15 protein-coding genes and 1 pseudogene are annotated in these 17705 nt (G+C 69.6%); 6 read left to right on the forward strand and 10 right to left on the reverse strand.

The features are described from left to right. Genes ACFWP7_RS25590 through ACFWP7_RS25600 form a run of 3 tightly spaced genes read right to left on the reverse strand, consistent with a single transcriptional unit; the run spans position 1 to position 2563 of the window. Positions 1–807: an amino acid ABC transporter ATP-binding protein gene (locus tag ACFWP7_RS25590; RefSeq protein ID WP_384385212.1), complete on the reverse strand. Its 807-nt coding sequence runs from the start codon at positions 805–807 to the stop codon at positions 1–3. Continuing rightward, positions 804–1637, reverse strand: a complete 834-nt coding sequence (locus tag ACFWP7_RS25595) for an amino acid ABC transporter permease (RefSeq protein ID WP_384385214.1) — start codon at positions 1635–1637, stop codon at positions 804–806. Before ACFWP7_RS25595 ends, ACFWP7_RS25590 begins: the two co-directional genes overlap by 4 nt. Further along, complete coding sequence (locus tag ACFWP7_RS25600) at positions 1634–2563, reverse strand: basic amino acid ABC transporter substrate-binding protein (protein ID WP_384385217.1); 930 nt, start codon at positions 2561–2563, stop codon at positions 1634–1636. Before ACFWP7_RS25600 ends, ACFWP7_RS25595 begins: the two co-directional genes overlap by 4 nt. A 202-nt stretch (positions 2564–2765) precedes the next feature. Here ACFWP7_RS25600 and ACFWP7_RS25605 point away from each other — a divergent pair, with 202 nt between their 5' ends. Continuing rightward, positions 2766–3866, forward strand: a complete 1101-nt coding sequence (locus tag ACFWP7_RS25605; protein WP_384385264.1) for a pyridoxal-phosphate-dependent aminotransferase family protein — start codon at positions 2766–2768, stop codon at positions 3864–3866. On the opposite strand, the gene ACFWP7_RS25610 is transcribed toward ACFWP7_RS25605, so the two are convergent. The 3 genes and pseudogenes from ACFWP7_RS25610 to ACFWP7_RS25620 all read right to left on the reverse strand — a co-directional run bounded on the left by ACFWP7_RS25610 (position 3778) and on the right by ACFWP7_RS25620 (position 8355). Next, complete coding sequence (locus tag ACFWP7_RS25610; RefSeq protein ID WP_384385220.1) at positions 3778–4260, reverse strand: GtrA family protein; 483 nt, start codon at positions 4258–4260, stop codon at positions 3778–3780. The two genes, ACFWP7_RS25605 and ACFWP7_RS25610, sit on opposite strands and share 89 nt — an antisense overlap. A 218-nt stretch (positions 4261–4478) precedes the next feature. After that, positions 4479–5417, reverse strand: a pseudogene (locus tag ACFWP7_RS25615) (glycosyltransferase family 2 protein); the annotation flags it as partial. Positions 5418–5448: 31 nt separating this feature from the next. Continuing rightward, positions 5449–8355 (reverse strand): YfhO family protein, encoded by a 2907-nt coding sequence (locus ACFWP7_RS25620; RefSeq protein ID WP_384385222.1) that lies wholly within the window; start codon positions 8353–8355, stop codon positions 5449–5451. Between the two features lie 755 nt (positions 8356–9110). On the opposite strand from ACFWP7_RS25620, the gene ectA reads away from it, so the two are divergent. The 4 genes from ectA (at position 9111) to thpD (ending at position 12394) form a co-directional block, all read left to right on the forward strand. After that, positions 9111–9650 (forward strand): diaminobutyrate acetyltransferase, encoded by a 540-nt coding sequence (gene ectA, locus ACFWP7_RS25625; protein ID WP_384385225.1) that lies wholly within the window; start codon positions 9111–9113, stop codon positions 9648–9650. Positions 9651–9762: 112 nt separating this feature from the next. Then, on the forward strand, positions 9763–11034 hold the full coding sequence (ectB, locus tag ACFWP7_RS25630) for a diaminobutyrate--2-oxoglutarate transaminase (RefSeq protein WP_384385227.1): 1272 nt from the start codon (positions 9763–9765) through the stop codon (positions 11032–11034). A 62-nt stretch (positions 11035–11096) separates the two neighbouring features. After that, on the forward strand, positions 11097–11501 hold the full coding sequence (locus ACFWP7_RS25635) for an ectoine synthase (RefSeq protein ID WP_384385229.1): 405 nt from the start codon (positions 11097–11099) through the stop codon (positions 11499–11501). A gap of 5 nt (positions 11502–11506) precedes the next feature. Then, on the forward strand, positions 11507–12394 hold the full coding sequence (gene thpD / locus ACFWP7_RS25640) for an ectoine hydroxylase (RefSeq protein ID WP_384385232.1): 888 nt from the start codon (positions 11507–11509) through the stop codon (positions 12392–12394). 134 nt (positions 12395–12528) lie between these two features. Here thpD and ACFWP7_RS25645 read toward each other — a convergent pair whose 3' ends face one another. The 4 genes from ACFWP7_RS25645 to ACFWP7_RS25660 all read right to left on the reverse strand — a co-directional run bounded on the left by ACFWP7_RS25645 (position 12529) and on the right by ACFWP7_RS25660 (position 15996). Continuing rightward, a complete protein-coding gene (locus tag ACFWP7_RS25645; RefSeq protein WP_384385235.1) occupies positions 12529–13578 on the reverse strand; it encodes an aminotransferase class V-fold PLP-dependent enzyme in 1050 nt (349 codons plus the stop codon). A gap of 96 nt (positions 13579–13674) precedes the next feature. Continuing rightward, complete coding sequence (locus tag ACFWP7_RS25650; protein ID WP_384385267.1) at positions 13675–14394, reverse strand: DsbA family oxidoreductase; 720 nt, start codon at positions 14392–14394, stop codon at positions 13675–13677. A gap of 73 nt (positions 14395–14467) precedes the next feature. Then, positions 14468–14968, reverse strand: coding sequence for a GNAT family N-acetyltransferase (locus ACFWP7_RS25655; RefSeq protein WP_384385238.1), 501 nt, complete (start codon positions 14966–14968; stop codon positions 14468–14470). Continuing rightward, positions 14965–15996, reverse strand: a complete 1032-nt coding sequence (locus ACFWP7_RS25660) for a GlxA family transcriptional regulator (RefSeq protein ID WP_384385241.1) — start codon at positions 15994–15996, stop codon at positions 14965–14967. The genes ACFWP7_RS25655 and ACFWP7_RS25660 overlap by 4 nt, the downstream gene beginning before the upstream one ends. A gap of 70 nt (positions 15997–16066) precedes the next feature. Between ACFWP7_RS25660 and ACFWP7_RS25665 the strand changes: the two genes are divergently transcribed. Beyond that, on the forward strand, positions 16067–17464 hold the full coding sequence (locus ACFWP7_RS25665) for an MFS transporter (protein ID WP_384385244.1): 1398 nt from the start codon (positions 16067–16069) through the stop codon (positions 17462–17464). Positions 17465–17705 lie beyond the last annotated feature (241 nt).

Here is a 17705-nt window from a genome sequence, read left to right on the forward strand (position 1 = left end):
CTAATTGGGGCCCTGCTCTCCCTTGCCCACCTGGTCCGGGACCTCTTCCTCCACGTCCGCCATCGCGGGGTCGAGAAGACGGGACAGGAAGTGGCGGGTGCGCTCATGGCGCGGGTTGCCGATGACCTGGGCGGGGGCGCCCTCCTCGACGATCACGCCGCCGTCCATGAAGACGACGCGGTCGGCGACCTCGCGGGCGAAGGTCATCTCGTGGGTGACGACCATCATCGTCATGCCCTCGTTGGCGAGCATCCGCATGACCGCGAGTACGTCGCCGACGAGTTCGGGGTCGAGGGCCGAGGTCGGCTCGTCGAAGAGCATCACCTCGGGGCCCATGGCCAGCGCGCGGGCGATCGCGACGCGCTGCTGCTGGCCGCCGGAGAGGGAGGCCGGGTAGGCGTCGGCCTTCTCGGACAGGCCCACGCGCCGCAGGTTCTCCGCGGCGATCCGGGCGGCCTCGGCCTTGTCCCGCTTCAGCACCCGGCGCTGCGGCAGCGTGAGGTTGTCGGTGACCGACAGGTGCGGAAAGAGGTTGAACTGCTGGAAGACCATGCCGATACGGCGGCGTACGGCGTCGATGTCGACGTCGGGGTGCGTGACCTCCGTACCGCCGACGAAGACCTCGCCCTTGGTGGGCTCCTCAAGGAGGTTCACGCAGCGCAGCAGGGTGGACTTGCCTGAACCGGACGGGCCGATGACGCAGACGACTTCGCCCGAGCCGATCTCCAGGTCGATGCCGCGCAGCACCTCGTTGTCGCCGAAGGACTTGTGCAGGCCCTTTACTTGGATTTCTGGAGTGCTGCTCACTTGGTGGCCTCCCCGGCCTTCGTCTCGAGGCGGCGCACGACGAAGCCGAGCGGGATCGTGACCAGCAGATAGCACAGGCCCGCGACCAGGATCGGCGTGGAGTTGGCGGTCTGGCTCGCCAGGTCGCGCCCGAACTTGGTGAGTTCGCGCTCCTCCAGCGTGACACCGAGGAACAGCACCAGCGAGGAGTCCTTGAAGAGGAGGACGAGTTCGTTGGTGAGCGGCGGGATCACGATGCGGAACGCCTGCGGGATGATGATCGAGACCATGGCCCGGGTGTGCGAGAAGCCCAGCGAACGGGCCGCCTCCATCTGCCCCTTGGGCACCGCCTGGATGCCCGCGCGGATCGTCTCGGCCATGTACGCGGCCGAGACCAGGCCGAGGGCCAGCGCCACCTTGCCGTAGGTGCCGCCGGGGATCTCCGTGCCCGGGAACGCGAGCGGCACGGCGACGCCCACGAACACGAAGATCAGCAGAGCGGGCAGGCCGCGGAAGATCTCGATGTAGATGCCGGCGACCCAGCGGTAGGGGCCCACCGGGGACAGCCGCATCAGGGCGACGACCATGCCGAGCACGAGGCCGAAGACGAAGCCGGACATCGTGTAGAGCACGGTGTTCTTCAGCGCCATCGTGATGACGTCCGGGAACATCTGCGTGACCAGGTCCCACTGCGCGAACTGGTTCTTCAACTGCGCCCAGTCGGCCGTGAGCGCGAAGGCGATCACGGCCGCGACGAACACGACGTACTGAGCGCCGCGTGACAGTGTGCGCTTCTGACGCCGGGTCAGCCCGCTTTTGCGGGGCTGGAGTTGTGCGTCGGTACCACTCATGAGGCGGAGACGGAGGCCGAGACGGCGTCTGTCGGGGTGGTGGAGTCGGACGGGGTGGAGGCAGCCGGGTCGGACGGCGAGGGGGACGCCGAGGCCGACGGGGACGCGGAGGACGCGGCCTCGTCGTACGGGCCGATCCACTTCTCGTACAGCGTCTTGTACGTGCCGTCCGCCTTCGCGTCCGTGAGCGCCTTGTTGATGGCGTCGAGGAGCGCGGTGTTGCCCTTCTTCACCGAGAAGCCGTACTGCTCACCGGTGTTGATGTTGTCGGCGACCTGGAAGGCGTCCGCGTTGGCCTTGTCCTTCAACCAGCCCTGGACAACCGGGTAGTCGATGATGACGGCCTGGACCTGGCCGGTGCGCAGGCCGTTGAGGACGGCATCGGAGGACTCGAAGGAGACGGGGTCGATGCCGTGGCTCGTGGCGTAGTCCTCGCCGGTCGTCTGGGCCTGGGTGCCGACCTTCTTGCCCTTGAGGTCGGCGAAGGAGGTGATGCCGCTCTTCTTGTCGACGAGGACGGCCTGCGTCGCGTCGAAGTACGGGTCCGAGAAGTCGACGTTCTTCTTGCGCTCGTCGGTGATCGTCATGCCGGCCGCGGCGAGGTCGCACTCGCCGGAGTTGAGGAACGCGCCGGTCTTGAAGTTCTCGAAGGGCGTGTCGATGAACTCCTGCTTCACACCCAGGTCCTTGGCGACCAGGTCGATCAGCGAGACGTCGAAGCCCTGCACCTTGCCGTCGATCTCCGACTGGAAGGGCGGGTAGGGGAGGTGGGTGCAGGTGGTGATCTGTCCCGCCTTGACGAGCTTGACGCCCTTGACGGTGGTCGAGCCTCCGCCGTCCGAGGAGCAGCCGGCCACGAGCAGCAGCCCGGCCGTCGCGGTGGTGGCGGCCAGAAAGCGGGATCGGCGTCCGCGGACCGAGTTCAAGGGAACCTCCTGTGGGGGAACAATGGGTTCTGATTATAAGGAAAGGTTTGGGGGGCTCAAACCGATCCGATGGTCACTGGGCCGTCCGGCCTCAGAAGTCGCCGGTCCGGGGCTGAACAACAGCGCCGGTTACGCTCTGACCCATCCGATTCATTGCCCCTCGTGGGCCTCGTCAGAACCTGTGAGCGAAGAGAGCACCGTCGTGACCCACCCCTTCCTGGACCTGGCCCCGCTCGGCGCGGCGCACTTCGCGGCGATCGAGGACCGTGTGGCGCGCCTGCTCTCCACCGAGCAGGATGTCGTGATCATGCAGGGCGAGGCGCTGCTTCCCCTGGAGGGGGCCATCCGCGGCACGGCGGCGCCCGGCACGACCGCCCTCAACGTGATCACCGGCCCGTACGGGCAGACCTTCGGTGACTGGCTGCGCGACTGCGGGGCGACGGTGATCGACCTGGCGGTGCCGTTCCACACGGCGGTCACCGCCGCGCAGGTGCGGGAGGCGTTCGCCGGGCATCCCTCGATCGACTTCGTGTCGCTGGTGCACGCGGAGGCCGCGACCGGGAACACGAACCCCGTCGCGGAGATCGGCGAGGTCGTACGGGAACACGGCGCCCTCTTCTCTCTCGACGCCGTCGCCTCGATCGGCGCCGAGCCGGTGCTGCCGGACGCGTGGGGCGTCGACCTGTGCGTGATCGGGGCGCAGAAGGCGATGGGCGGGCCCGCCGGGGTGTCGGCGGTGTCGGTGAGCGAGCGGGCGTGGGCACGGATGGCCGCGAACCCGCGGGCGCCGCGCCGGTCGTATCTCTCGCTCCTCGACTGGAAGGAGCGGTGGATCGACGGGGGCCGCAAGGCGCTGCTGCACGCCCCCGCACAGCTGGAGATGCTGGCGCTCGATGCGTGTGTCGAGCGGATCGAGGGTGAGGGGCTCGACGTGGTGATGGCACGGCACGCGGCGGCCGCGACGGCCACCCGGGCGGGGATCCTCGCCCTGGGCGGGGGGCTTGAGCCGTATGTGCACGAGGCCGCCGACGCGGCGCCCGTCGCCACGACACTGCGGACACCGCCGGGGCTCGACGCGTCCGCGCTGGTCGCCAGGGCGCTGGCCGCGGATCCGGCGCTGCCGCTGGCCGCGGGCGGGGGTGCGCTCGCGAAGGAGATGATCCGGGTCAACCACTACGGGGCGGACGCGAGTGAGCGGGTGGTCCGCTCCTGCCTCACCGCGCTGGGGGCTGCACTGGCGGAGCAGGGAGTGCCGGTGGACACGGAGGGGGCTCGGCGTGCGGTGACGGAGGCGTGGCGGTAACGGGTGCGCCCTGCGGGAGCATGATCATGCGGGAGACCACGAAGGTCACCGGAATCGCCACCACGGAGGCGAGCAACGGAGCGAACCGGTCCCCGACATGGAAGACGCCGACGACCACGTACACACCCGCCGTCGTGACCAGGAAGTTGGTCGCGTTCGTCAGCGGGAACAGCAGGAACTTCCGCAGTGTCGGCCGCGTCCGGTAGGTGAACCGCGCGTTGAGGAAGAAGGACCCGATCATGCTGAGGACGGACGCGAGAACATGTGCGGCGAGATACGGCAGCCGGGTCAGGAACAGCAGGTAAAAGCCGTAGTACGTCAGCGTGTTGACGACGCCGACCAGCGCGAAGGCGATGATCTGTCGCGATATCGGGCGAGCGGGTCCGGTGCGCATCAGGGAATGAGGTCCTTGGTCGCGGGGCTCGGTGCGCGGTCCTGCGTTCCGTCCGGCGCTCGGTCCTGGGTTCGTTCCTGCGTTCGTTCCTGCGTTCGGTCTTGAGTTCGTTCCTGCGTTCGGTCCTGCGTTCGGTCCTGCATTCCGTCCGGCGCTCGGTCTTGAGTTCGTTCCTGCGTTCTGTCCGGCGTTCGTTCCTGTAGTCGATCCTTCGGTCGGTCCGGTATTCGTTCGACGTTGGTCGCCTTCACCAGGAAGTGCGGGCGGCCCTTGACCTCGTAGTAGATCCGGCCGGTGTACTCCCCCATGATTCCGAGCATGATCATTTGCATCGCGGCGGCAGCGGTGACGGCGGTGATGATCGTGACATAGCCGGGAGTCTCCACCCCGCGGACGAGTGCGGCGACCACGATCCACGCCGTGTACAGCCCGGTACACAGCAGCAGCCCCATACCGAGGTAGAGAGCGGCGCGCAGCGGCCTGTTGTTGAAGGAGAGCAGTCCGTCGAGCCCGTAGTTGAGCAGGCTTCGGAAGGTCCACGAGCTACTGCCCTGTGCACGCAGGGCGTTCTCGTACTCGACGGTGGTGCTGGGGAAACCGACCCACGCGAACAGGCCCTTGGAGAACCGGTTGTACTCGGTGAGGTCCAGGACCGCGTCCACCACGCGCCGGGACAGCAGCCGGAAGTCGCCCACACCGTCCACGAGTTCCACGTCGACGAGCCGGTTGACGAGCCGGTAGTACAGGCGGGCGGTGACGGTGCGGCTGATCCTGTCGCCGCTCCTGGTACGCCTGGCGATGACCTGGTCGTAGCCCTGTCCGCGCACGTCCACCATGCGCTTTATCAGTTCGGGCGGGTGTTGGAGGTCCGCGTCCATGACGATCACGGAGTCTCCCGAGGCGTGCCGCAGGCCGGCCAGCAGCGCCGCCTCCTTGCCGAAGTTGCGGCTGAAGGAGACGTAGCGCACGCGCGGATCGAGTTCGGCCAGTTTCTCCAGGGTGGCGAGGGTCCCGTCGCCGCTGCCGTCGTCGACGTACACGAACTCCATGTCGTGCCCGAGCGGCAGGAGTTCCTCCGCGACTCTCATGACCTGGTCGTGGAATCGTCCTATGACGTCTTCTTCGTCATAACAGGGTGCGACGATCGAGATCAGCATGGTTCTCTCCCTGGGACTTGGCGAGCGCCGGTCATGCGGGCGTACCGTCGTGTCGGTGTGCGGGCGTTGACGCTGCGAGGCGGCCCGCGGCACGCCGTCGGCGGACGGTTGTGAGGGCACCGAGCAGCACCACGCCCAGCAGCGAGGTTGCCCCGGCAGCCGTGCCCAGTCGCAGGCCGGGCGGGTGGAACGTGCAGGTGACGCTGGTCGCTGAACCGTCGAGGGGTACGGCGATCAGCCCGTAGTACTCCCCCGCGGGTACGGCGGGACCGTCACCCGGCGCACAGCGCCACCCGGCGATGCGAGGGGCCGCGAGGACGGCGATTCCCGTGCTGCCCGCCGGGAGTTGGGCCCGGACGGTGCCGTCGGACACGGTCACCTCGGTGGCGCCGGTGGCCTTGAGGTGTTCGACCGCGGTGTTCAGCCGGGCGGTGTCCAGGCAGCCGACCGCGCCGTCGGGGATGACGCCCGTCGTGTCGGGGGACAGCTCGATCCGGACCTGTCCCGACGCCGGAACCGTGCCGAGCCGCTGCATCGAGGCGACCTTGGTGACGGGATGGTCGGACCTGAAGCGGCCGGTCAGGCCCTGCGCGCTCGCGCCGGTGAGCTGTGCGATGCCCGAGAAGTGCGGCGCCCACAGATACACCTCGCTGCCGGCCCGGCAGTTGGCCGTGATCGTCGCATTCCGGGCGGCGGTCCCGCGAGGAACGCCGATGAGCAGACCGGGCCGGTCGTCGTCACTGCGCTTCGGTGTCTTCCCGGCGCTGTCCCGCACCGCGAAGGGAGGCACGGTGTAGACGCGGGTGCCCAGCAGCAGTTCCTGATTCCGGTACGGCGACACTCCGAAGGCGGCGGGGCTTGTGGCGGCCTGCTGGTCGGAACCGGCGGGCCGAACAGTGACCAGCGGTGGTACGTCCTGGCGGGTCACGCTCACCCGGCCGCCGTCATCCGGGAACCACTTCTGATGCGGGTCCGGCGGAGAGTGCACCCGCGCGCCGACCGAGAAAATCACGTCCGTGACGGCGTTGTCCAGACTCTGCACGCTGCGGCCCCGCGAGGTCCAGCCGTCTCCCAGAGCGATGAGCGTGCGGCTGAGGACGTCCGCGGTGAGGCTGCTGTAGTACTGGGCACCCTGCCCGCCCACCAGCAGCGGGTCGTTGCCGACGGTCTGCTCACGGCCCGGGTCGGTGCGGTACCGGGGCCAGCCGTCGGCCTCGGCGATCTGCTCCGCCTGCTGCTCCTGTCGTGCTCCCCAGGGCGCGTAGTCGTCCAGGTGTCCGAACCGCAGTCGGGTGGCCACGGCGGAGGTGGCGGTGGCCTCGCCGAGCTGTGTACCGATGAGGAGCGTCACGGCCAGCCCGGTCAGTACGGCGCGGCGCCGACCGCCTGCACCGGAGCTGAGGCCGGATCCGAAGCCGGAGCCAGGGCCGGAGCTGAGGCCGGAGCCAGGGCCGAGTCCGGAACCGGAGTCGGAGCCAGCGCCGGAGCCAGGCCCAGGGCCAGGGCGGGAGCTGAGGCCGGAGCCAGAGCCGCGGTCCTGGATCGCCAGCAGGGCCAGTCCGCCCAGCGCGCCCACGGCGGCAAGTGCCACCAGCGGCAGTACATAGGGCGGATCCGTCGCCCCGCTTGCGCTCGCGACGGCGGTGATGAGGGCGAGCAGAACACCCGCCGCGCACAGCGCACGCCGGTCGGGCACGCCGTAGGAGAGCGCGTGCCAGGCGGCGATCACCAGCAGCGCGCAGAGCACGAAGGCTTGCCGGTAGGGACTTCCCTGGGGGGTGGTGAAGGCGTGCCAAAGCAGATGGGTCGGGCCCCACTGCAACGACAGGGCCACCACGACCACCAGCAGGGTCCACCCCGTGCGCACCCGTCGGGGTACCGCCCGGTGGAAGGGCAGGGCGAGGGCGAGCAGCAGCGCCGTGGTGCCCACGTACACGGCCGGCGAACCGACGCTGTGCGTCGTCGGCAGCAGGCGGGCCAGCAGGTCCTGCGTCGTTGCCGGCTCGAACTGTCCGGCCGCGCCCGGGTAGGCGTGCGTGGTGCCGAAGTACACCACCGTCACCAGCGGTGCGGCCAGGCCCATGCCGAGCCCGACCGTCAGAGCTGCCCGGCCCGCCACCGCGAGGCTCCGCCGGCGCGGGAGGTCTGCGAGCCACAGCCGGAGCAGGAGCACAAGACCGGCGGCCAGCGTGGCCATGTACGCGGTGTAGAAGTTGGCGATCCAGGCGAGCGCCACGATCAGCACACCGAGGACCGGGCGCCGCTCGTTCAGCATCCACTCGCCGACCAGGCACAGCAGCGGCAGGGCGACGAGGCCGTCGAGCCACATCGGGTTGTACGCGGCGCTCGTCAGCGTCCAGCCGCACAGGGCGTAGGACGCGCCCAGCAGTCCCGCCGCCCACCAGCGGCCGGGGCGCATCCTGAGCAGCAGCCAGGCCATGGCGGCCCCGGCCGACGCCATCTTCAGCAGCGTGATCACATACACCGCGAGGTCGATCTCGTCCCGTGGGAAAACCACCACGAGCAGGGCGAACGGGCTGCTGAGGTACGTACCGAGGTCGGGAAGGAAACTGGAGCCGAAGCCGGACTGCCAGTTGATGAGCAACCCGCCGTCGGTCCTGCCGTGCAGCAGGTCCCACAGGTGGGCGTGGAACGGCACGTACTGGTTTCCGAGGTCGTTGACGCTCCGGGTCCGGGAGCCGAACGGGTAGCTGCCGGCGACGACGTCACCGGCGCAGAACACGCTGACGGTGATGACGGCCGCGAGCAGGGCGGCGGTCGGCCTCGGTCCGGTCGAGCCCGGCAGCCGGAGCCACGTCCACCGGCCATGGCCCCGGCCGGACAGTGACCGGGCCGGCGGGCGCGGCGCGGGAGCGGGCGACCGGTCGGCACGGTGGACGGTTCCGGTCAGCGGCTCGGGACGGGTTATGTGCTTCACACCCTGGCCCCGACCGATCGACGCGCCGCGGTCCCGCGAGCGATGCCCCCACCACGGAGAAGCCCGTCCGTGCGCACGACCGAACAAACCATCCTCAACAAGCCCCCAGAGAATTGTGGGGCGCAAGGCCCCTGGGCCGGGGAGTGCTCCCCGGCTCCTCGATTCGCCGTCCTAGATGCGCACCCCTTCGGAAGGGTTGTCCGGCCGCCGCAAGTGTGAACATGAACTCCACATCGCACTGGGGCAGTTCGTCATCAGGCAACTAGGACCACAGAGAGAGTAAACGCACGCCCGGCAACGAGAAGGTGAACTCGATCAGTCGCGGACACCCAGGCCGGGGATGGCAGGCCTGGATGCCGGCCCGCTCCGGGTGCCCGTCCGGCATCGCACACGACCTGTCGACGGGTCACCGAGGCCGTCGACGGGTCACCGAGGCCTGATTTGCGGGGCTTATTCGGAGGCGCATTCCGATATTAATTCGGCGCAGCTTCCCATATTCTCCTGCCCGCTTTTTTCGTACGTAAACGCCAAGATTTGGCGAACGGCGATCTCACAATTCGGGCACATCTCGTGGTGATTACGCGACTGTGACGCACTCCACAAAGTGTCCGTTTTCTGGACTATTTTCCGGGCAAAAGGTACTAAATATTACCCATCCGTGTGCCGTCCGCGCCTGCGTGATAACACGTGAGCGCCACGCATGTAACCCCACCCGGCCATGCAATTTAGAATTTCCCTGGGTAAATTCACTCCGCATGACCGCCGCACACGCAGACCCGCAAGAGGAATTCCTGGAAATGCCGGAGAGCCTTCGGATCGACCGCCCGGAGGTGGCCGACGGGGCCGCTCTCTGGCGTATCGCCAAGGACTCCGGAACCCTCGACCTGAACTCCTCGTACAGCTATCTGCTGTGGTGCCGTGACTTCGCCGGTACGTCGGCGGTGGCACGGGACGCACAGGGCGTGCCCGTCGGTTTCGTCACCGGGTACGTCCGGCCCGCCCGCCCGGACACGCTGCTCGTCTGGCAGGTGGCCGTCGACGGCGACCACCGCGGGCGCGGTCTCGCCGCGGCGCTGCTCGACGGGCTGACCGCACGCGTCGCCCAGGAACAGCCGATGACGACCGTCGAGACCACCATCACGCCGGGCAACACCGCCTCCGAGCGGCTGTTCACCTCGTACGCGCGTCGCCACGGCGCGGACGTCGAACGTGAAGTGCTGTTCCAGGCAGGGCAGTTCCCGGACGGCTCGCACGACCCCGAGGTGCTGTACCGCATCGGGCCCCTGGCGTTCTGAACCCCACGGCTTCGCCTGTCCCTACGAACCGCACGGCTCCCCCCCGTCTATCCGAACCGACTACACGGCGTCTTCGACCGCCCACGACTTCGTCTCCAGGAGGAGATTCACTGTGACCATCACCCAGCCCGACCTGAGCGTGTTCGAGACCCTGGAGTCGGAGGTGCGGAGCTACTGCCGCAGCTGGCCCACCGTCTTCGACCGTGCGCAGGGCAGCCGTATGTACGACGAGGACGGCCATGCGTACCTGGACTTCTTCGCCGGCGCCGGGTCACTCAACTACGGGCACAACAACCCCGTACTCAAACGGGCGTTGATCGACTACCTGGAGCGGGACGGTGTCACCCACGGCCTCGACATGTCGACGACTGCCAAACGCGCGTTCCTGGAGTCCTTCCAGAAGGTGGTGCTGAGGCCGCGCGATCTGCCGTACAAGGTCATGTTCCCGGGCCCGACGGGCACCAACGCCGTCGAGTCCGCGCTGAAGCTGGCCCGGAAGGTGAAGGGGCGCGAGGCCATCGTTTCCTTCACCAACGCCTTCCACGGGATGTCACTGGGCTCGCTCGCCGTGACCGGAAACGCGTTCAAGCGGGCCGGCGCCGGCATCCCGCTGGTGCACAGCACCCCGATGCCGTTCGACAACTACTTCGAGGGCCAGGTCCCGGACTTCCTGTGGTTCGAGCGGCTCCTGGAGGACCAGGGCTCCGGGCTCAACAAGCCCGCCGCCGTGATCGTCGAGACCGTGCAGGGCGAGGGCGGCATCAACGCCGCGCGCCCGGAGTGGCTGCGGGCGCTGGCCGAGCTGTGCGAGCGGCAGGACATGCTGCTGATCGTCGACGACATCCAGATGGGCTGCGGCCGTACGGGGGCGTTCTTCTCCTTCGAGGAGGCGGGGATCGTGCCCGACATCGTCACCGTGTCCAAGTCCATCTCCGGCTACGGACTGCCCATGTCGCTCTGCCTGTTCAAGCCCGAGCTGGACATCTGGGAGCCGGGCGAGCACAACGGCACCTTCCGCGGCAACAACCCGGCGTTCGTCACGGCCACCGCCGCCCTGGAGACGTACTGGACCGACGGCTCCGCCATGGAGAAGCAGACGCGCGCCCGCGGCGAGCAGGTCGAACAGGCGCTGATCTCCATCACCGAGGAGAACCTCGCCGACATCAAGGAGTACCGGGGGCGTGGCCTCGTCTGGGGCATCGAGTTCAAGGACAAGAAGCGCGCCGGGCGCATCGCGCAGCGCGCCTTCGAACTCGGGCTGCTGATCGAGACCTCGGGCCCCGAGAGCGAGGTCGTCAAGCTGCTTCCGGCACTGACAATCACGCCGGACGAGCTGGACGAGGGACTGCGCACCCTCGCCCGCGCCGTACGGGAAACCGTCTGAGAGACACGAGAGAAACAAGCAACACAGCACGAGAGAGCACGAGAGAAAGGGAGCGCACCACCGTGATAGTCCGTTCGTTCAAGGACGTCGAAGGCACCGACCGGCATGTGAAGGCGGCATCCGGTACCTGGGAGAGCAAGCGCATCGTGCTCGCCAAGGAGAAGGTCGGCTTCTCCCTTCACGAGACGACGCTGTACGCGGGTACCGAGACGTCGATGTGGTACGCGAACCACATCGAGGCCGTGCTCTGCGTCGAGGGCGAGGCCGAACTGACCAACGACGAGACCGGCGAGATCCACTGGATCGAGCCCGGGACGATGTATCTCCTGAACGGCCACGAGCGCCACACGATGCGTCCCAGGACCGACTTCCGGTGCGTCTGCGTCTTCAACCCGCCCGTCACCGGACGGGAGGACCACGACGAGAACGGCGTCTACCCCCTGCTGACCGAACCCGAGGAGGTCTGAATCCCATGACCACGCTCACCGATCTCTATCCGAGCCGCGCCGCCACCGAGGTGTCGGCGCCCCGCCGGGACCCGGTCGTCTGGGGTGCCCCCGGCACACCGGGACCGATCGCGGTGTCCGAACTCCAGGCGTACGAGCGCGACGGCTTCCTTCCTGTCGGGGAGCTCATCGGCGATGACGAAGTCGCCGTCTACCGGCAGGAGTTGGAGCGGATCGTCACCGATCCAGCGATCCGCGCCGACGAGCGGTCCATCATCGAACCGAAGTCGCGGGAGATCCGGTCCGTCTTCGAGGTGCACCGGATCAGCGAGGTCTTCGCCCGTCTCGTGCGCGACGAGCGGGTCGTCGGCCGGGCCCGGCAGATCCTCGGCTCCGACGTGTACGTCCACCAGTCGCGGATCAACGTCAAGCCCGGCTTCGGCGCGAGCGGCTTCTACTGGCACTCGGACTTCGAGACCTGGCACGCCGAGGACGGTCTGCCGAACATGCGGACCGTGTCCGTCTCGATCGCGCTGACCGAGAACCACGACACCAACGGCGGCCTCATGATCATGCCGGGGTCGCACAAGACCTTCCTCGGGTGCGCGGGCGCCACGCCGACGGACAACTACAAGAAGTCCCTCCAGATGCAGGACGCCGGCACCCCCTCCGACGAGGCTCTCACCCGCTTCGCCACCCGGCACGGCATCAAACTCTTCACGGGCAAGGCCGGTTCGGCGACCTGGTTCGACTGCAACTGCATGCACGGCTCGGGCGACAACATCACCCCGTTCCCGCGCAGCAACGTCTTCATCGTCTTCAACAGCGTGGAGAACGCGGCGGTCGAGCCGTTCGCGGCGCCGGTGCGGCGGCCGGAGTTCATCGGGGCGCGGGACTTCACGCCGGTGAAGTGAGTCCTTTCCGGTCGGCAGAGCCGGTCCCCGGGTGCGTGCCTGCCGCTCACCACGAGCGTCGATTCCACCGGCGCCACCACCTCGCGGTGCCCTTCCTGGCGTGCCCGGGGAACCGGCGCCAGTGGGAGAGGGGCTCAGCCGGACAGGACGTCCAGCAGCCGGTCGACGTCGGCGGTGGTGTTGTACAGGTGGAAGGCGGCCCTCAAGTTGCCCGCGCGGTCCGAGACTTCGACTCCGGCGCGACTCACCTCCGGTTGCCGGTGGCCGAGTCCGGGCACGGAGACGATGGGCGAGCCGGGGGCGGGGACGAGTTCGTGCCCCAGTCCGTGCAGGCCCGCGCGGAAGCGGTCGGCCAGGCCGAGGTCATGGGCGCGTACGGTGTCGACGCCCAGCTCCTCGATCAGCTCCAGTGAGTGCCGGGCACCCGCGTACGAGAAGAGGCTGGGGCTCTCGTCGAACCGCCGTGCGGAGTGGGCGAGTTCCTGGACGGGGCCGTAGCAGCTGTCCCAGGGATGTTCGCCCGCGACCCAGCCCGCGAAGACCGGAACGAGGTCGCCGAGGTCCTCCGGAACGACCAGGAAGGCCACGCCGCGCGGGCACACGAGCCACTTGAAGGCGACGGAGGAGACGTAGTCGTACGCGTCCGCCTCGATCGGCAGCCAGCCCGCGGCCTGGGACGCGTCCACGTACGTACGGGCGCCGTGCTCGCGCGCGGCCGCGCGGATCGCCGGCAGGTCGGCGATCCGGCCGTCGGCCGACTGCGCGGCGCTGACCGCGACGAGCGCGGTGTCCGGGCGTACCGACTCGGCGATCCGCTCCAGCGGCACCGTGCGGACCTTGAGGTCGCGGCGTATGTGGAACGGGTTCACGACGGAGGCGAAGTCGGCCTCGGCGGTGAGGACTTCGGCGCCCTCGGGGAGCGAGGCGGCGATCAGGCCGGTGTAGACGGCGACCGAGGCCCCGGCCGCGACCCGGCGGTCCGGGACGCCGGCCAGGCGGGCGAAGCCGGCCCTGGCCGCCTCCACGTCCGCGAACATGTCCTGCGGCTGCCCTGCCGCCACGGATTCGATGCCGGCCCGCATGGCGGCGACCGCGCGGGCCGGGAGCAGCCCGGTGCTCGCGGTGTTCAGGTAGGTGTTCTTCGGGGCGAACTCGGCTCGTACGAGAGTCTCGAAGGTCTCCATGGGACTACTCTGCGGCCCCGTGAACTCCCCGTCCATTGCCATTTTCTTCTCAGATCCGCCAAGGGGCGCTTATACATGCCCTCCGACCTGGTCTTTTCAGTTCTGCGGTACGGCGCACCCGTCCGGCCCGCAGACCTCGGAGTCGGCGGGACCCTGCTGGATCAGCTTCAGCGGCGGGCGCTCGCCCCACGCCTGCGTCAGCGCCTGCGCGAAGACCTCGGCGGGCTGGGCGCCGGAGACGCCGAACTTGCGGTCGAGGACGAAGAACGGAACACCGTTCGCGCCCAGCTCGGCCGCCTCGCGCTCGTCGGCGCGGACGTCCTCGGCGTACGCGGCCGGGTCGGCGAGCACCTTGCGGGCCGCGTCCGCGTCGAGCCCCGCGGCGACGGCCAGCTCCACGAGCCGCTCATCGTCCCCGAAGACGGACCGCTCCTCGGCGAAGTTCGCCCGGTAGAGGGCGCCGATCAGCTCGTCCTGCCTGCCCTGCGCCTTGGCGAAGTGGAGCAGGCGGTGCATGTCGAAGGTGTTGCCGTGATCGCGGTCCCGGGTGCGGTACGCAAGGCCCTCGGCGGCGGCCTGCGTGCCGAGGTTCTCCTCGCCGGCCCGCGCCTGTGCCTCGCTCATGCCGTACTTCTTGGTCAGCATCTTCAGGACGGGCTGGATGTCGTCCTTGGCACGGTTCGGGTCGAGCTCGAAGGAACGGTGCACCACCTCGACCTCGTCACGGTGCGGGAAGGCGTCGAGCGCCTTCTCGAAGCGGGCCTTGCCCACGTAGCACCAGGGGCAGGCGATGTCGCTCCAGATCTCGACGCGCATGTCTTCGGCTCTTTCCAGGTCGTAGGTACGGAGGCGCCCTCCGCGCAGTACGTGAACGTTCAAGCGGCCCCGCTCATTCCCCGGCCACCACGAGCTGGAGGGTCACATGGTGCTCGTCCGCCACGGGCTCCCGGTCCGGGGTCCAGCCCTGGCGGGCGTAGAAGGCCCGCGCCCGCTCGTTGTCGACGTGCACATCGAGGATGGCGGTCCGCTTGCCGTCGGCCCGCCACTGTTCCAGGCAGGCCGCGTGCAGGTCGGCGCCGATGCCGGTACGCCAGTTTCCGGGGTCGACATGGAACTGGAAGAGGGTCACGGTGTCGGCGGGTGCGGCCTCGGCGGTGCGGAAGGAGGCGATGCCCACGAGACGCCCGTCGCGGACCGCACACAGGACGTGCGCGTCCGGGCGCTCGACAACAGTCCGCCAGCGCGCGGGCCAGTCGAAGCCGTCCTCCGGCAGGCCGTCCGGGTAGTAGGTCGCGCGTGCCCGGCCGTGCAGCTCTGCGATGGCGGCGGCCTCGCTGGGCAGCGCGGTCCTGATCACGAGGGAGCCGACGCTGCGGTGGGTTCTGATCATGCAGGGGAAGACGGGACGGGATCCGGTGTGGTTCCGAGGCGGCTGAACTGCGTGCGGTACGCGCTCGGCGTCAGACCGGCGCGGCGGACCAGGTGGGCGCGGAGCGAGTCGGCGGTGCCCAGGCCGCTGGCGCGGGCCACCTGGTCCATGGGAAGGCCGGTCGTCTCCAGGAGTTCCTTGGCGCGTTCGATGCGCTGGTGGAGCAGCCACTGGAGCGGGCTGACCCCGCTCTCGGCGTGGAAGCGGCGGGTGAGTGTGCGCACGCTGACACCCGCGTGGCCGGCGAGGTCGGTAAGCGTGAGCGGCTTGTCGAGGTTGCGCATCGCCCAGCCCCGGGTGTCGGCGCACACGGTGCCGCGCTCGGGCGGCAGCGGGGTCTGGGTGAACTGGGTCTGGCCGCCGGGCCGTACGGGGGCGACCAGCGCGGTGCGGGCCACCTCGTTGGCGACGGCGGCGCCGTAGTCGGTGCGGATGATGTGGAGGCAGAGGTCGATTCCTGCGGCGTACCCGGACGAGGTCATGATCTGGCCGTCCTGCACGTAGAGGACGTCGGCGGCGAGGTCGATCCGCGGGTAGCGCCTGCGCAGTTCCTCGGCCTGGTTCCAGTAGGTCGTGGCCCGGCGGCCGTCCAGCAGGCCCGCCTCGGCCAGGGCGAAGGCGCCGCTGCAGATGGACGCGATTCGCTTGCCCGCGGCGGCGGCCGTACGGAGGGCCGCGACCGTACGCGGATCGGGCGTGTTCCGCTCCCCCGTGCCCGCGACGACGACCAGGTCCGCGTCCCGCACGACGTCGAGACCGTGCCGGACATACAGGTCCAGGCCGCCGGTGGTGGGGACCGGGCCCGGGTCCGGGGCGCAGATGACCACCTCGTAGCCAGGACCGCCGTCGACCTCGACCTTCTCCAGCAGGAGCTCCGGGATGGCGAGGTTGAACATCGAGACGGGGGTCGCCGCGATGACGGCGACGCGGCGGGGGCTACTCGACCGGGTCGGTAGGACCGATCGAGCCGGTCGAGCCGGTCGGGGCATGGCCAGAACCTCCGGAGGTATGGCGTTCGGGCCACTACTCTACGCCGACACAGATCCGGAGTATGGAGGCATGGCAAGCGACTCGACCGCCGAACCCCTGTCCGACGCACATCAAGCCCCCGCCGGGAGCCGGGAGTTGTTGGCGCCTCCCCCTGCCCCCTCCTCCCCCGCCCTCACCCTCACCGCCGCCCTCCTCGGCTTCGCGCTGACCACGCTCGACGCGTCCGTCGTCAACGTGGCGCTGCCGTCGATCGGGTCGACGCTCGGGACCGGGATGTCGGGGCTGCAGTGGGTCGTGGACGCGTACACGCTGTCGTTCGCGGCGCTGATGCTGTCCACCGGGGCGTTCTCGGACCGGGCCGGGGCGAGCCGGGCGTACGGGATCGGGATCACGGTGTTCACGCTGGCGTCCGTGGCGTGCGGTCTCGCGCCGACGCTGCCGGTGCTGATCGGCGCGCGCGTCGTCCAGGGGGCCGCGGCGGCCGTGGTGCTGCCGGCCTCGCTCGCGCTGGTGCGGCAGGCGTACGCGGATGCCGCGAAGCGGGCGCGGGCCGTCGCCCTGTGGGCGGCCGGCGGGTCGGTCGCGGTGGCGCTCGGGCCGGTGGCCGGCGGTGCGCTGACCACGGTGTGGGACTGGCGGGGGATCTTCTTCATCAACGTGCCCTTGGGGGCGGTGGCGCTGGCGCTGCTGGTACGGGCGCCGCGTTCGGAGCGGCGGCCCGCGCCGCTGGATCTGCCCGGTCAGCTGGCGGCGGTCGTGGCGCTCACGGCGGTGACGTTCGCGGTCATCGAGGGCGGTACGGCGGGGGTGGTCTCGCTGGTGGTGGCCGTGGTCGCCGCTGTGGTCTTCGTCCGGGTCGAGGCGCGGCAGGCGCACCCGGTCGTGCCGCTGGGTCTGTTCCGCAGTCGGACCGTGACCGTGGCCGTCGCGGCCGGGGCGGCGTGCAGCGTGGCCTTCTACGGCGTGGTGTTCCTCTTCTCCCTGTTCTTCCAGCAGGTCCAGGGGCGTTCGGCGCTGTACGCGGGGCTCATGTTCCTCCCGATGACCGCTCTCATCGCCGTCACCAACATCACCGCGGGCAAGCTGGCGGGGCGCTTCGGGCCCCGGTTGCCGATGCTCCTCGGCCAGTCCCTCGCCGCGGTGGGGTTGTTGGTCCTGCTGTACGTCGACGCCTCGACGCCCGCCCCGCTGGTCGCCGTGCTTCTCGTCCCCATGGCTCTCGGCTGCGCTCTGACGGTTCCGCCGTTGACGGCCGTGATGATGGATGCGGTGCCCTCCGACCGGGCGGGGCTGGCGGCGGGGGTCCTCAACTCGGCCCGCCAGGTGGCCGGGGGGCTGGCCGTCGCGGCGTTCGGGTCGCTCGTGGCCGGTGATTTCGAGGCGGGCCTGCGGGTGAGTCTCGCGCTGAGCGCGGGGGCATTCGCCGCGACGGCTGCGGCCTCGGTGGGTTTGCGGGTGACGCGCTAGAGAATTTCCTCGCCCCCTCCGCCCCTACCCGACCCTTACCTCTGGGGTTCCGCCCCGGACCCCGCCAAGAGGCTCCGCCCCCGGACCCCCGCTCCTCAAACGCCGGAGGGGCTGAAAGATCTCTCCGGCACTTGACCACGAGGCGACGCCATCCCGATCCCCCACCCACCCCACGGGGGCGGCGCTTTCAGCCCGTCCGGCGTTTGAGGACGAGGCCGTTCAGGCCGACAGCGGGGGTCTG

The organism is Streptomyces sp. NPDC058470, from assembly GCF_042721055.1.
Lineage (GTDB): Bacteria > Actinomycetota > Actinomycetes > Streptomycetales > Streptomycetaceae > Streptomyces.

Coding starts and splice junctions, on each gene's coding strand:
- ACFWP7_RS25595 (WP_384385214.1), bottom strand. CDS start 1,637: ATGAGTGGTACCGACGCACAACTCCAGCCCCGCAAAAGCGGGCTGACC.
- ACFWP7_RS25610 (WP_384385220.1), bottom strand. CDS start 4,260: ATGCGCACCGGACCCGCTCGCCCGATATCGCGACAGATCATCGCCTTC.
- ectA (WP_384385225.1), top strand. CDS start 9,111: ATGACCGCCGCACACGCAGACCCGCAAGAGGAATTCCTGGAAATGCCG.
- thpD (WP_384385232.1), top strand. CDS start 11,507: ATGACCACGCTCACCGATCTCTATCCGAGCCGCGCCGCCACCGAGGTG.
- ACFWP7_RS25645 (WP_384385235.1), bottom strand. CDS start 13,578: ATGGAGACCTTCGAGACTCTCGTACGAGCCGAGTTCGCCCCGAAGAAC.
- ACFWP7_RS25650 (WP_384385267.1), bottom strand. CDS start 14,394: ATGCGCGTCGAGATCTGGAGCGACATCGCCTGCCCCTGGTGCTACGTG.
- ACFWP7_RS25655 (WP_384385238.1), bottom strand. CDS start 14,968: ATGATCAGAACCCACCGCAGCGTCGGCTCCCTCGTGATCAGGACCGCG.
- ACFWP7_RS25660 (WP_384385241.1), bottom strand. CDS start 15,996: ATGCCCCGACCGGCTCGACCGGCTCGATCGGTCCTACCGACCCGGTCG.
- ACFWP7_RS25665 (WP_384385244.1), top strand. CDS start 16,067: ATGGCAAGCGACTCGACCGCCGAACCCCTGTCCGACGCACATCAAGCC.